Raw genomic sequence first — 13,545 nt, 5'->3', positions numbered from 1 at the left:
TAAACTCGTCGGATTATATCAATTTCCATGTTGTGTGCAGTCTATAAAAGTCGCAAAAAAGCCGAGACCTACCTTTTTGTTGAAAAAAGAGAGGATTTCTCCCGCGTTCCCGAGCCACTGCTGAGCGCATTCGGGCGTCCCGAGCTGGTGCTGATGACCAAGCTGGATCCGGCCAAGCCCTTGGGGCTGGCTGATGTCGGCAAGGTGATGGCCGCGCTGACCAACCAGGGGTTCTACCTGCAGGTGCCACCGCCTCCCGAAAATTTGCTGGAGCAGCACAAGGCCAGCCTGAAAAAACCATCCTGAATATCCAGCCCCGTTGTGCGTTCTGCCAAGCGGGGCTAATTCTTTGTGACTCTGCATGACGCATTCCGGCTCCGGAGAGGTAGCTTGCGATAATCCCGTGACAGGATCTGGCCAAATTAAACCCTCCCTTTGGTGATATTCACTTTTCGCTGTTTAAATAGAAAGTCAATCTGCTCCCAACACCATATCCTCAACCTTTGCTGGCGCTCACAAAAATAGCGAGTGGCGCGTACTCATATCCTCCATTTCAACGGCTATTGGCTCATTCATCGATTATTTTCAGCCTCTTCCTTGGGCGCTTTTTTGGCCTCCACTGCGTGATGATTTGTCCATCAAAGGGCGCGTAAAGAGGGCGATGATAACTGTGCTAAAACCAGTTTGCGCGATGCGCTGTGGCCAAAATGATGAGCTAACCCCCTGTTTGTGTACTTGATTGTTTGCCCTGAGCACGAAAGTGCCACATAGGAGGCAATCAATGTGGCGGCGTGATAATCCGCAGGGTGAGCGGTAACCGCGTCTTGCCAAACAAGGGTATGACCAAAGGGGGGATATTGAGCTGAGGGGGCATCTCGATATCGATTAGTTGTGGAATCATGACCGGGGCAAGATAGCAGGTACAGGTTTCATGTAGGGGCGTAATGTCCCTCTCAATGCATTGAGAAGAGTTAATCAAGGTATGTAATTAGAGAGGTATGCAGACAATGCAATCCGCATTGCGGTGGCGTAGCAGGGTATATCAGCGACGCCCTACAGTGAAATGGTCGGTATGCCGGTATAAGTGCCTGGCATCCCATTCGGGCAATAAAAAAGGCGGGATATCCCGCCTTTGTTCAGATGAGGGTCGTAACCCTTATTTATTCGCAGGCAACCTGCATCACCTTGATGGCCAGACCGCCACGGGAGGTTTCACGGTACTTGGAGTCCATGTCCTTGCCGGTGATGTACATGGTCTCGATCACCTTGTCCAAGGAGACGCGCGGCTTGGAGGTACGACGCAGGGCCATACGGGAGGCGTTGACCGCTTTCATGGCTGCGATGGCGTTACGCTCGATGCAAGGCACCTGTACCTGACCGGCAACCGGATCACAGGTCAGACCCAGGTTGTGCTCCATGCCGATTTCGGCAGCTTCGCAAACGTGCTCCGGGCTACCGCCCATCAGCTCGGTCAGACCGGCAGCGGCCATGGAGCAGGAGACACCCACTTCACCCTGGCAGCCCACTTCGGCGCCGGAGATGGAGGCGTTCATCTTGTAGAGGATGCCGACGGCACCGGCAGCCAGGTAGAAACGGGTGTACTCGTCGCGGCCAACCGGCTGGATGAACTTGTCGTAGTAAGCCAGTACGGCCGGGATGATACCGGCAGCGCCGTTGGTCGGGGCGGTGACCACTCGGCCACCGGCAGCATTTTCTTCACTCACGGCCAGAGCGAACATGTTGACCCAGTCAACGATGTTCATCGGGTCGCTCGAGAGGTTCTCGTTGGTGTTGAGCTGACGGTAGAGCGGTGCGGCACGACGGGGTACGCGCAGCGGGCCGGAGAGAACGCCTTCGGTACGGCAGCCGCGCTCGATACCTTCGCGCATGGTGTTCCAGATCTTGCCGAACTTCTTGTAGATCTCTTCTGGAGTGTTGAAGCACTTCTCGTTTTCCATCATCAGGGCAGAGATGGAGAGACCGGTCTGGCTGCAATGGGCAACCAGCTCGGCGGCGCTCTTGAACGGATAGCGTACGGACATGTCGCCGCTGTCAGCCTTGCCGAAGTTCTCTTCGTCAACGATAAAGCCACCACCGATGGAGTAGTAGGTCTTGCTGTAAACCACTTCATCTTCGATCAGAGCAGTCAGCTTCATGCCGTTTTCGTGCAGCGGCAGGGCTTCGTCGTGGAATACCATGGCGTCACGCGGGAAGCTGACGGTGTGGCAGTGCAGGCCGATCGGCAGGCGCTCGGTCTGCTCAACACGGGAGATAAACTCGGGGATGGCATCGATATCGACATTTTCCGGCAGGTTGCCAGCCAGGCCCATGATGATGGCAGTGTCGGTATGGTGGCCTTTGCCAGTCCAAGAGAGGGAGCCGTAAACATCGACATTGATCCGGGTTACATCGCGGATCTTGCCGCCCGCGCGCAGCTCGTCAACAAACTGTTTGGCCGCTTTCATCGGGCCAACAGTGTGGGAAGAAGAGGGGCCTACACCGATTTTGAAGATATCAAAAACGCTGATCATGTCACTATTACCTCAGGGTAGAAGGGGGCGGCATGCCCACTCACAGAAATTTGGGAGATCCATGGAACGCGCTTGTCAGCGCAGGTCACAGAACCAGATAACCGTAGTGTAACGGCTCCAGACCTAAAAAAAGTTGAAATAGATCTATTTTTGTTGAATCTGAGGCGCGAGTATAAAATTTATTTTTGTGCTTATCCATTTTGTTAAGCGTTTGCCCATAAAAATACCCGGCGATGCCGGGCATTTCGGAACCAAATGGAGTCATTTGCCGTTTTTTAACATTCGGTAATGTTAACGGCGAGGCCACCACGGGCCGTCTCCTTGTATTTGGTCTTCATGTCGTTGCCGGTCTCCCACATGGTCTTGATCACCTTGTCGAGCGACACCTTGTGCTCGCCGGTGCCGCGCAGGGCGAGGCGGGCGGCATTGATCGCTTTCACTGCGCCCATAGCGTTGCGCTCAATGCAGGGCACCTGTACCAGCCCGCCAATGGGATCGCAGGTGAGGCCGAGATTGTGCTCCATGCCTATTTCGGCGGCGTTCTCCACCATGGCCGGACTGCCCCCCAGGAGTTCGGTCAGCGCGCCGGCCGCCATGGAGCAGGCCACGCCCACTTCACCCTGACAGCCCACTTCTGCTCCCGAGAGGGAGGCATTCTTCTTATATAAGATGCCGATCGCTGCCGCAGTGAGGAAGTAGCGGATCAGCGTCTCGTCATCCACCTTGTGAACGAAGCGATCGTAGTAGTGCAGCACGGCGGGGATGATGCCCGCAGCGCCATTGGTGGGGGCGGTGACCACCCGGCCACCGGCGGCGTTCTCTTCGTTGACCGCCAGCGCAAAGAGATCGACCCACTCCATCACCATCAGCGGATCCTTGTTGAAGTTGGTCTCGCAACTGAGCTGGCGGAACAGCCCCGGGGCGCGGCGCCGAACCTTGAGGCCGCCCGGCAGCACCCCTTCGCTCTTGCAGCCACGATCCACGCAGCCTTGCATCGCCTGCCAGATCTTGCGCAGCCCCGCTTTTATCTGCTCATCGCTGCGAAATACCCGCTCATTGGCGAGGATCAGCCCCGAGATGGAGAGGCCGCTCTCCTGACAGTGGGCCAGCAGCTGGGCGCCGCTGTCGAACGGGTAGGGGACTGGGTGTTCGGCATCGGACTTGGCGGCCTCTTCTTTGGCGGTGGCAAAATGGCTCTCTTCAATGATGAAGCCGCCCCCGATGGAGTAGTAGGTCTGGCTGAAGCGCAGGTTTTCCTCTTTATCAAAGGCCCGCAGAGTCATGCCGTTGGTGTGGGCCGGCAGGGTCTTGCGGCGGTTGAAGATGATGGCACCGGTGCGGGGAAAATGGCTTGGTTGCTCGCCTGCCAGCGGCAGGCTCTGTTCCTTTTCCACTCGAGCCAGAATGGCAGGAATCGCATCGATATCGACCGACTCCGGTTCAAAGCCCGATAACCCCAGAATGATTGCCTTGCCGGTACCGTGCCCTTTGCCGGTCTGGCCCAGCGAGCCGTAACACTCCACTTCGACCCGCGTGACCTGTGGTAGATGGCCTTGCAGCTTGAGCTGCTGGACGAAGGCGTAAGAGGCACGCATGGGGCCGACGGTATGGGAAGAGGAGGGGCCAATTCCGATGGAAAACAGGTCAAACACGCTGATCATAACATCAATCCGGTGATGGTTTATGTCTGTTTATTCTAGGATTTTTGCCGTGGATGGAAAGCGGGGATGTGCGGTGCTGTGACATGGACACAGATAATAGGGCTGGGGGGAACCAAGAAGGTTGAAGGGGCTGATCCCCTTCAACCGGCCTGATCAGTCGAGAAATTCGCACAGATAGGCAGTGGGAGTTTTCACTTCCAGTTTGAAGGAAGAGTGACCGGCCACCAGGAAGGATTCACCCTGGCTGTAGGTGTGCCACTCATCTTCATCAGCCAGCTGGATGGTGAGGGCGCCCTTGATCACTGTCATCCGTTCGGGGGCGGCGGTGTTGAACAGGTAGTCACCGGCGTTCATCACCCCGACGGTTGATTTCTCGCCTTTTTGTTCGAAACCGATGGATTTTACATTTCCGTCGAAATACTCGTTAACTTTCAGCATCTTTACATCCCTGTGTGTACGTTTGTGCAGCCAAACTAGCACAATCTTTTGCCAGTTGTCATGGGGGATGAGGTAAAAATCGCCGAGACCGCTTTGAATCTTCACTTTTTCGCAAACTTATTAATAGCCAAGGTTAATGATTTGCTGATTTAAAACAGCAATTAAATGTGAGATAACACGCGCAAACAGGGGAATGGGCAGCCGCTCATTCCCCTGTTTGGTTAATTGCACTGGGAAAAGTGTGAATTTTGCTACATAAAGGAACATATTGTGTTAACTAAAGGACTCATTAAAAACATCGGCTTCCAGGTTGTGGTCGCCATGGTACTGGGCGCAGTGGTCGGCGCGTTCATGGGTGAACAAGCCACCGTGTTTGCACCGCTCGGTACCCTGTTTATCCAGCTGATCAAGATGCTGGTGATCCCGCTGGTGGCGGTTGCCATCCTCTCCGGCGCCGCCAATCTGGGCGCCAGCCCGGCGGCGGGCAAGATCGGTGCGGCTACGCTGGCTTTCTTCCTTGTGACCTCCGCGTTGGCCGTGTTGCTGGCACTGGTAATGGGGCAGATCTTCAAACCGGGTGTCGGGGTCGATTTCGCTTCCGTTGCCTCTATGTTTGGCGGTGACTATGCCGATAAAGGGGCGTTGCCGGATGCAGTCGCCACCTTGCTTGGCATGATCCCCACCAACGTCTTCAACTCCCTCAACGAAGCAAACATCCTGCAGATCCTGGTGTTCTGCATGTTCCTCGGCATTGCGCTGGCCAAACAGCCGCACGAGCGGGCCAAGCCACTGGTCGATGGGCTCAATACCCTGGTGGATGCCTTCGTCTGGATGATCAACAAGGTGATGATCATCGCGCCGCTCGGGGTGTTCGGTCTGATGGCGGAAGCCATCGGTACCTATGGCTTCGATGTGCTGACCCTGGTGCTCAAGCTGTTCGTGGTCTATGTGGCTGCCATCCTTATCTTCGGCTTTGTGGTCTATCCGCTGCTGGTGATGATGTTCTCCAATACGCCGGTAATGAAGTACCTCTCTGCCATGAAGAAGCCGCAGATCGTGGCCTTCTCCACCGCCTCTTCCATGGCGACCCTGCCGGTCAATATGGAGACCTGCGAGCATGATCTGAAAGTGACCAACGCGACCGCTTCCTTCGTGTTGCCGCTGGGGGCCACCATCAACATGAGCGGCAACGCCATCTATTACGGCCTGGTCGCCATCTTCTTCGCGCAGGTTTACAACATCGATTTGAGCGTTGGTGCCTGGGCGGCCATCATTGTGACCTCCACTCTGGGGGCGATCGGCCAGGCCGGTGTGCCGGGCCCAAGCTTCCTGGTGGTTGCCGTGCTGCTGGCGGCCGGGATCCCCATCGAAGGGTTGCCGCTGCTGTTCGCGCTGGATCGACTGTTCGATATGATCCGCACCTCCCTCAATATCACCGGCGATGCGGCCTGTGCTGTCATTGTTGACCGCTTCAGCCCGGAATATGACCCACAGCGTTGGAACAAGGCATAACTGCTTTGAACTGGGCTGAGATATAACAGCCTTAAGCTGACACTGCGTAACGCGAGCCCCTGCCATGATGGCGGGGGCTTTTTTATATCTGCCGGACAAGTATCAGAGCAAAGGTGTGCAAGAGATTGCTGACGGATTTAGCTGTGTTGAATGGAGAGTACAGGAGGGGAAAACATCAGTTGTGGGCATGGGCCGTATGGCGTCAACCGGCCTGTTGTAGATGCCGGGGGAGGGGATTGTCAAACGGCGGGTAACAAAAAGGGGAGCCTTGCTCCCCTCGGATATGATCTGCTGCTGGTTCTACTCCATCAGGCCATATGGTTAAACCATCCTGGTTACACCCTTGTGGCGAAAGAAACAGCGTCAACGTGATGAAATCATATCTATGTTGACCATCTCGGCATTATTACTGAAAAGCGCCAGTTGGTGGCGATTAAACAGACATGGCAAAGAGGGTCGGTCCGGATTGATGCCTCTCTATCCGGCTCAGAATTGTGACAGTGAGGGCAGAGAGACAGCAACCAGGGTGAAAAACACCGTGAAAACGGCAGTAACGACAAACTCTTTCATTTTTCTCTCCCTAAGTTGTTGGTTGATGTAGTCAAGATACCATAACAAGGGGGTAAAACAAGGTGCAAGTTGATAAAATGACTGCTTTGTATGTGTGGTTGGTTGAGATGGCTATTTTTGTCATATTGAGCTGATTTTATCACCTGCTATGGCATGTTAGGCATTCAAGATTCTGTTTTTATGGTTATTTCATTTAAATTCAATTGGTTGGTGAGCTGTTGGCTGATCTGGCAAAGGGCTTTGTATGGAGCTCAAGTGGCGTTTTGTAAGTTTTCACCCTCGTAATAGTGTCATTGAGGCCATAAAAAGTGCGCAAGGCAATGATTTGACGATTCCTGACGTAGATAGCCCATCCAAAAGAAGTCTATGGAGAGAGTCTGGTTGCCAACCCTTGTCACACCATCACTTTATCAGTCCGGAGTCTCCGCATTTTTACAGCAATATACTGGGTTCATAGGGAGGAGAGCGGTGCATCGGGGGGATACAGAGTAGCAGCTGGCTGTTTTATCACCGCCAATTTTCCCGCCGGCCTCGGAATAGACATGGCCGCAGCAAGAGTGAGGTGCGTAATCGGCCAGAGGCGCACTCTCTGGCTGAGCTCAGCTGGGCTAGGTGCGAGTAGCGATTTGCGTAGCCGGTGCATCTGCGTGAGTCATGTGATTGCAATACGAGAGCTGCGCCGGAGCATGGTTGGGGAAGATATCTGAGTCCCTTCTACAAGATTGAGATATAAAAAGCGGCGTATGACGAGGAGGCTGAACAAGCTCGTTTCAGGGTCGACAGAGCACAGGTCAACGCAATCCGGTTCGCAGTGATAAAACATCCACGGCAATATCGGAACGGTATCTTTGGCTGATATCGGTTGGTGCGAGGAGGTGGACGTTAACGATCAGTCAGATGGCGCAAGGGGTGGGAATCAGGCAACCCATAAGGTGAGGGTCACACAGCGTGCCGATGCCCCCGTTTTTGCAAGATATAAAAAACCCTCCGATGGAGGGTTTTTGTCATCAACAGCCGGTTAAAAGCCGTTTGGCTTAGAACAGGGTGGTGGAGAGGTTGTACAGCTCCTGATCGAACGGACGCTTCATGTTCTCGATGCAGTCGATGATGTCGTGGTGTACCAGCTCGTTGCGCTGGATACCGACGCAGCGACCACCATGACCAGCCAGCAGCTGCTCAACGGCATAAGCACCCATACGGCTGGACATGATGCGGTCACGGGCAGTCGGGGCACCGCCACGCTGGATATGGCCCAGGATGGTGGCGCGGGTTTCACGACCGGTCAGGGCTTCGATGTCCTTGGCCAGCGCGTTCACGTCGGTCACATGTTCACAGATGGTGATGATGGCGTGCTTCTTGCCTTTGGCTTCGCCTTCCTTGATCTGCTTGAGCAGCTTCTCTTTGTCGAAGGCTACTTCCGGCACGATCACATACTCGGCACCACCGGCAACGGCGGCGGACATGGCCAGATCGCCACAGTGGCGGCCCATGATCTCGACCACGGAGATGCGGTGGTGGGAGCTGCAGGTGTCGCGCAGACGGTCGATGGCGTCAACCACCACGTTCAGGGCGGTATCAAAACCGATGGTGAAGTCGGTACCGGCGATGTCGTTGTCGATGGTGCCCGGCAGGCCGATGCAGGGGAAACCCTCTTCGGTCAGCTTCTTGGCACCCATGTAGGAGCCGTCACCACCGATGACGACCAGCGCATCGATACCGTGCTTTTTCAGGTTTTCGATTGCTTCGGCGCGCACTGCGGGGTCTTTGAAGGCAGGGAAACGGGCGGAGCCGAGGAAAGTACCACCACGGTTCACCACGTCGGAAACGCTGTGACGCTCCAGCTTGACGATGCGATCCTGGTGCAGACCGAGGTAGCCATCATAAATACCGTAAACTTCCAGGCCATGATGCAAACCGGCGCGAACCACGGCGCGAATGGCTGCGTTCATACCCGGTGCGTCGCCACCACTGGTCAAAACACCAATACGTTTGATTTGTTTGGTCATGAGTGCCTCTGGATCTGAGTTGTCAAATACGAATGTTTAAATAGACAAGCCACTTTTACTATATCGGCTTTCATATGGGATGCGGGGGCCACCATAGGAAAAGCGATACAAGAGAGGGGACGAGCCCCTCTCTTTGCCGTAATCAGCGATTACTTGGCAGCGCCAGCGATGATCTGGGAGAAGTCGTCCACTTTCAGGGACGCACCACCGACCAGGCCACCGTCGATGTCCGGCTGACCGAACAGGTCGGCTGCAGTGGCGCCAGTGACGGAACCGCCGTACAGGATCTGTACTTTGGCAGCAACGGCGGCATCAAAACCGGCCAGGTACTGACGGATGTGAGCGTGAACGGACTGAGCGATCTCCGGAGTGGCAGTCTTGCCAGTACCGATGGCCCATACCGGCTCGTAAGCGATAACGGCGTTGTTGAAGGAGGCGATGCCGCAACGGTCGATAACGGCTTTCAGCTGGGTCTCAACCACGTTCTTGGTCACGCCGGCTTCGAACTGCTCCAGAGTTTCACCGATGCACAGAACCGGGATCAGGCCGCCTTTCTGGATCGCTTCGTACTTGGCAGCAACCACGTCGTCAGTCTCTGCGTGCAGGGTACGACGCTCGCTGTGGCCGACCAGAGAGTAGGTGCAACCAAAGGCTTTCAGCATGGAGGGGGCGTTTTCGCCGGTGAAGGCGCCAGACTCGTGAACGTCAGCGTTCTGGGCACCGTAGGCAATCTTGCTGCCAGCGGTCAGTTGCTCAACCAGACCCAAAAAGATAACCGGCGGGCAGACGGCGACTTGTACAGAAGGATGAGCGGCAGCAGCCGGGGTCAGTCCTTTGATCAGAGCTTCTACAGAAGCTTTGGTGCCGTTCAGTTTCCAGTTACCCATTACCAGGTGCTGTCTCATCTTCTTAATCTCCTAGGCATTTGATTGCGCGACATTATATGAATTGAACCGAGCCCAAGATAGCTGACCCGGCGGCAAATGACGTAATTTTTTTTCGCTTTCCTGATCCAAATCAGGAATGAAACGCTTGATCGCTCATTCGTTAACCTGCCCCCGCAAGCGAGCCCACCATACCCCAATCCATTCGTGGATGGCAGCTTCGGAATACATCAAATAACGCCCTTTGGGTAAATAACTGTAGAGCGGCTGGGGTACCTGGCTCTGCTTGGCGGTGTAATCGGTGGGGGCCGGCACGGCCTTGAGTCCCTGACCCTGATAGAGGGCCATGGCACGTGGCAAATGAGTGGCCGAACTGACCAGCGCCACCTCTTTTCCCTTGAGGTGGCGGCTGATACTGACAGCTTCATCATGAGTGTCTTTGTTGTTTTCAAACAACGTCATCCGCGAGCGGGGAATGCCAAGGCTCTCGGCCATCCGGGCATTGACCTCGGCATTGGAGAGGGGATCCCCCGACACATAGCCGGAGAACACCAGCTCTGCGTCGGGATAGGCCTCGGCAAGGCGAACCCCTTCGAGAGTCCGTGCCAGCGAGATATTATTCTGCCAACTGCGCATCGGCACCGCCGGGTCGCTGACATGGCCATTGCCGAGCACCACGATGGCCTCGATGTTGGGATGCTGGCTCACCTCGAACGGCGGGTAGGTCTGCTCCAGCCCGCGGGCCAGTTCATAGCTCATCGGCCGCATCCCCATCAGGGCCACAATGAGCAGCGAGAGAGTGGCCAGCAGCTTGCCGGTTTTCTGAAAACGGGTGAACCAGAGCAGCAGCAGGGCGACCAGCAGCAGGGAGAGGGAGAAGGGGAGCGGCATCAACAGCTGACCCAGCCACTTTTTGAGCACAAACACGACAGACACTTCCTTGAGTTTTCAGCAAATTCGGGATGTGACAGAATACCTCTCTTTTTTGGGATGGCCACAACCCTGTGGCGCTAATGTTGAGTTTCTCCTTGAAGCACGATCAGAGTTTTGACGGGCGCGCCGACAAGTTCGCCCGCAACATTTACGACTCCACCAAGGGGCGCATCCGCACCACCATTGTCTGGAGCGACATCGAAGCCTGCCTGGCCCGCCTTGGCAACCGTCCGCTGCGCATCCTCGATGCGGGGGGCGGTTTTGGCTATTTCGCCCAGAAGCTGGCGGCCATGGGCCATCAGGTGGAGCTATGCGATCTGTCAGCAGAAATGCTGGAACTGGCCCGCAGCCAGATCGCCGAGAAGGGGCTGGAAGACAAAATCCGTCTCATCCATTGCCCCATTCAGGATCTGAAGCAACACGTGACCGGCACCTTTGATCTGGTGCTCTGCCATGCGGTGCTGGAGTGGCTCGCCGAGCCGCGCCAGACCTTGCTGGGTCTGTTCCCTTTCGTCAATGCCGGGGGCATACTGTCGCTGCTTTTCTACAACCGTCATGGTTTGCTGTTCCAGAGCCTGGTGGTGGGCAATTTTGACTATGTGCGCCTTGGTCTTCGCAAGAAGCGCCAGACTGCGCTTACGCCCACCAATCCCCAATTGCCGGAGCAGGTCTATGACTGGATTGGTCGCGGGGGGCTGCGCATCATCGGCAAGACCGGAGTGCGGGTGATCCACGACTATATGCGTCACAAGCAGGATCAGGTGGAGAAGTTCGACGATCTGCTGGCCATGGAGCAGCAATATTGCCGTCAGGAGCCTTTTGTCGCCCTCGGTCGCTATATCCATGTGATGGCCCAGAAGCCGGCCAGCTGATTGCTCGCAGTTCACGTCGATGTGAACCATGTTTTCGATGCTACCGGATGTAGCCGCGCGCACGATTTTGCGCCCAATACAACAACGAGATGACAACATCATGATGAGTACATCCCGTACCCTGCCAGAGCGTTCTTTGCCGGAGCTAGTAGGGTGGGTCAGGCAGGAGGGGTTGGCGTTGAGCCTGCCGACCGACCGGCTGGCCTTTCTGATTGCAATCAAGACCCTGTCCGAAGATGAGTCGGACCTGTCGGAAGCGGCGCTGCACGACGCCTTTGGCTATGTCAGCAGCGCCTTCGGCCAGATGGACGAGACCCTTACCGGTCGCGCCAACAACGCCATCAACGATCTTATTCGCCAGCAGCTGCTGTCGCGCTTCAACACTGACATGGTGGCGGGGGAGAGTCTCTACCGCCTGTCGCGCCTGGGTGTGAGCATCGTCGACTTCTTTATGGATCAGCGTCAGGTTGACTCCATCAAGCTCTCCATTCTGCTCGAACACCTGGCTGCCGAGCTCGACACCGCCCGCAAGGCGGCGCTTGAAACCAACACCCGCGAGCAGTGGGATGCCGAGGTGCTGCCGCGCCTCACCTTCTCGCTGGAAGAGACGCTGGGGCGCATCGATCTCACCCAGCGCGCCATGGATGAGCAGCAGAATCAGGTCAAGAGCGAGATTGCGGCCCTGTTGACCCAGAACTGGGTCGATGCCATTCACAGCTGCGAAAAGCTGTTGCACGAGACCGGCCAGACCCTGCGCGAGCTGCAGGATACCCTGGATGCTGCCGGCCACCGCCTGCAGGCGGGGCTGCTCAACATTCAGGAAGCGGCGCAGGGGCGTGACGATCTGTTCCACGTCGAGGAGCTAACTCACGCCTTGCAAGGTCGTCTTGACGTCATCACCAGCTGGGGTCAGCAGTGCATCGAGCTCTGGTCCCGCTACGACAGACATGTCCACAAATTTATCCGCAACGCCATCGATATGGACAAGAACCGCGCCTTCAGCCAACGGCTGCGCGAGTCTATCCGAAACTTCGAGCAGCACAACTGGCAGCTGCGGGTGGCCGAAGAGCCCCGTCTGCTGGAGCTGCGCGACGAAACCATCGCCATCCACGACGAGGAGGTGACCGGTGAGGTGCCCCTCGAGATGGAGTACGTCGAGATGGTGGATATCAACCAGGAGCTGGCCGAACGTATCGAGCGCTATCTGGCCCGCTACCCCGAGCAGGGCCAGCAGCTGGACTTGGCCGATGTGCTGCGGGAATACCTGCTGGATTACCCGGCTCATGCCCACTTCGATGTGGCGCGTCTTCTGATCGACCAGGCCGTGCGCCTGGGCCATGCCAGCGGTGAGCGCGAACTGCATCGCCAACCCGCATGGAAACCCATTAACCAAGCTGGATCCAAGGTTCAGGCCTATGTCATTGATCAATACTGAGTTTCCCTTGCCGCTGCGGCTCGCAGAGGCGATTGCCAACCCCTTGTTTCCGCGCATCGACACCGCCTTGCGCTCCGGTCGCCACATCAGTGCCGACGAGTTCGAGCAGCATTCGGCGCTGGTCGAATATCACAGCGAGCTGGAGATCTTCTACGGCCGCTATCAGGTGGAGCTGATCAAGGCGCCGGAAGGCTTCTTCTACCTGCGTCCGCGCCCGAGCTCCGACATCGGCACCACTGTGCTCTCCGAGCTCGATATGCTGGTGGGCAAGGTGCTCTGCTACCTCTACCTGAGCCCGGATCGTCTGGCTTCGGAAGGGGTATTCGCCATGGCCGAGCTGCAGGAAGAGGTGTTGAGCCTCGCCGACGAGAAGCAGCTGCTGCGGATGGTCAACAGCCGCTCCGGCGGTACCGATCTCGACAAGAAGAAGTTGCTCGAAAAGATCCGCACCTCCATGCGCCGTCTGCGCCGCCTTGGCATGATCACCGCTCTTGGCAACGGGGATAAATTCCGGGTCAACGAATCGGTGTTCCGTTTCGCCGCTGACGTGCGCTCCGATGAAGATCCGCGCGCCGTTCAGCTGCGGATGATCCAGGAGGGTGAAGCCATCTTCCACGACGACGAAATGCCGAGCAGCGACTCGCTCTTTGATGACATCGAGGCGGATCTCGATGAAGAACAACTGGATCTGGAGGTATAACCG

Annotated in this window: 11 protein-coding genes; 5 read left to right on the top strand and 6 right to left on the bottom strand. The window is 56.4% G+C overall.

The window, feature by feature from the left end; genetic code table 11:
- Window positions 1-27 precede the first annotated feature (27 nt).
- A complete protein-coding gene (locus ACB042_RS04770) occupies window positions 28-306 on the top strand; it encodes a YcgL domain-containing protein (RefSeq protein ID WP_005360946.1) in 279 nt (92 codons plus the stop codon).
- An 854-nt stretch (window positions 307-1,160) separates the two neighbouring features.
- Here the strand turns inward: ACB042_RS04770 and ACB042_RS04765 are convergent.
- From ACB042_RS04765 to ACB042_RS04755, 3 genes are all read right to left on the bottom strand, one after another.
- Window positions 1,161-2,531, bottom strand: a complete 1,371-nt coding sequence (locus ACB042_RS04765) for an L-serine ammonia-lyase (protein ID WP_005336844.1) — start codon at window positions 2,529-2,531, stop codon at window positions 1,161-1,163.
- 275 nt (window positions 2,532-2,806) lie between these two features.
- Window positions 2,807-4,192, bottom strand: a complete 1,386-nt coding sequence (locus tag ACB042_RS04760) for an L-serine ammonia-lyase (RefSeq protein WP_103252403.1) — start codon at window positions 4,190-4,192, stop codon at window positions 2,807-2,809.
- Between the two features lie 153 nt (window positions 4,193-4,345).
- Complete coding sequence (locus tag ACB042_RS04755) at window positions 4,346-4,630, bottom strand: pyrimidine/purine nucleoside phosphorylase (RefSeq protein WP_005336842.1); 285 nt, start codon at window positions 4,628-4,630, stop codon at window positions 4,346-4,348.
- A 270-nt stretch (window positions 4,631-4,900) separates the two neighbouring features.
- Between ACB042_RS04755 and ACB042_RS04750 the strand changes: the two genes are divergently transcribed.
- A complete protein-coding gene (locus ACB042_RS04750; RefSeq protein WP_371177920.1) occupies window positions 4,901-6,142 on the top strand; it encodes a dicarboxylate/amino acid:cation symporter in 1,242 nt (413 codons plus the stop codon).
- A gap of 1,604 nt (window positions 6,143-7,746) precedes the next feature.
- Here ACB042_RS04750 and pfkA read toward each other — a convergent pair.
- From pfkA to elyC, 3 genes are all read right to left on the bottom strand, one after another.
- Window positions 7,747-8,718 carry a 6-phosphofructokinase gene (pfkA, locus tag ACB042_RS04745; protein WP_005336840.1) on the bottom strand — a complete coding sequence of 324 codons (972 nt, stop codon included), beginning with the start codon at window positions 8,716-8,718 and terminating at the stop codon, window positions 7,747-7,749.
- A gap of 149 nt (window positions 8,719-8,867) precedes the next feature.
- On the bottom strand, window positions 8,868-9,623 hold the full coding sequence (gene tpiA / locus ACB042_RS04740; RefSeq protein ID WP_047440675.1) for a triose-phosphate isomerase: 756 nt from the start codon (window positions 9,621-9,623) through the stop codon (window positions 8,868-8,870).
- A gap of 135 nt (window positions 9,624-9,758) precedes the next feature.
- On the bottom strand, window positions 9,759-10,529 hold the full coding sequence (gene elyC / locus ACB042_RS04735; RefSeq protein WP_371177919.1) for an envelope biogenesis factor ElyC: 771 nt from the start codon (window positions 10,527-10,529) through the stop codon (window positions 9,759-9,761).
- Between the two features lie 101 nt (window positions 10,530-10,630).
- Here elyC and cmoM point away from each other — a divergent pair, with 101 nt between their 5' ends.
- The 3 genes from cmoM (at window position 10,631) to mukE (ending at window position 13,542) form a co-directional block, all read left to right on the top strand.
- Window positions 10,631-11,407, top strand: a complete 777-nt coding sequence (cmoM, locus tag ACB042_RS04730) for a tRNA uridine 5-oxyacetic acid(34) methyltransferase CmoM (RefSeq protein ID WP_031227571.1) — start codon at window positions 10,631-10,633, stop codon at window positions 11,405-11,407.
- Window positions 11,408-11,507: 100 nt separating this feature from the next.
- Window positions 11,508-12,842, top strand: coding sequence for a chromosome partition protein MukF (mukF, locus tag ACB042_RS04725; RefSeq protein ID WP_005345760.1), 1,335 nt, complete (start codon window positions 11,508-11,510; stop codon window positions 12,840-12,842).
- Window positions 12,823-13,542 carry a chromosome partition protein MukE gene (mukE, locus tag ACB042_RS04720; RefSeq protein WP_005345759.1) on the top strand — a complete coding sequence of 240 codons (720 nt, stop codon included), beginning with the start codon at window positions 12,823-12,825 and terminating at the stop codon, window positions 13,540-13,542. Before mukF ends, mukE begins: the two co-directional genes overlap by 20 nt.
- Window positions 13,543-13,545: the final 3 nt, after the last annotated feature.

It is taken from the genome of Aeromonas sp. S13(2024) (genome assembly GCF_041402405.1).
Classification (GTDB): domain Bacteria; phylum Pseudomonadota; class Gammaproteobacteria; order Enterobacterales; family Aeromonadaceae; genus Aeromonas; species Aeromonas veronii.
Note: the sequence above shows the minus strand (reverse complement) of the source record. Positions and strands in the feature narration are given on the sequence as shown.

Bases quoted from the DNA above. Each gene is read 5' to 3' on its own strand.
- ACB042_RS04765 (WP_005336844.1), bottom strand. From the start codon at position 2,531: ATGATCAGCGTTTTTGATATCTTCAAAATCGGTGTAGGCCCCTCTTCT.
- ACB042_RS04770 (WP_005360946.1), top strand. From the start codon at position 28: ATGTTGTGTGCAGTCTATAAAAGTCGCAAAAAAGCCGAGACCTACCTT.
- pfkA (WP_005336840.1), bottom strand. From the start codon at position 8,718: ATGACCAAACAAATCAAACGTATTGGTGTTTTGACCAGTGGTGGCGAC.
- ACB042_RS04755 (WP_005336842.1), bottom strand. From the start codon at position 4,630: ATGCTGAAAGTTAACGAGTATTTCGACGGAAATGTAAAATCCATCGGT.
- mukE (WP_005345759.1), top strand. From the start codon at position 12,823: ATGTCATTGATCAATACTGAGTTTCCCTTGCCGCTGCGGCTCGCAGAG.
- tpiA (WP_047440675.1), bottom strand. From the start codon at position 9,623: ATGAGACAGCACCTGGTAATGGGTAACTGGAAACTGAACGGCACCAAA.
- ACB042_RS04760 (WP_103252403.1), bottom strand. From the start codon at position 4,192: ATGATCAGCGTGTTTGACCTGTTTTCCATCGGAATTGGCCCCTCCTCT.
- mukF (WP_005345760.1), top strand. From the start codon at position 11,508: ATGATGAGTACATCCCGTACCCTGCCAGAGCGTTCTTTGCCGGAGCTA.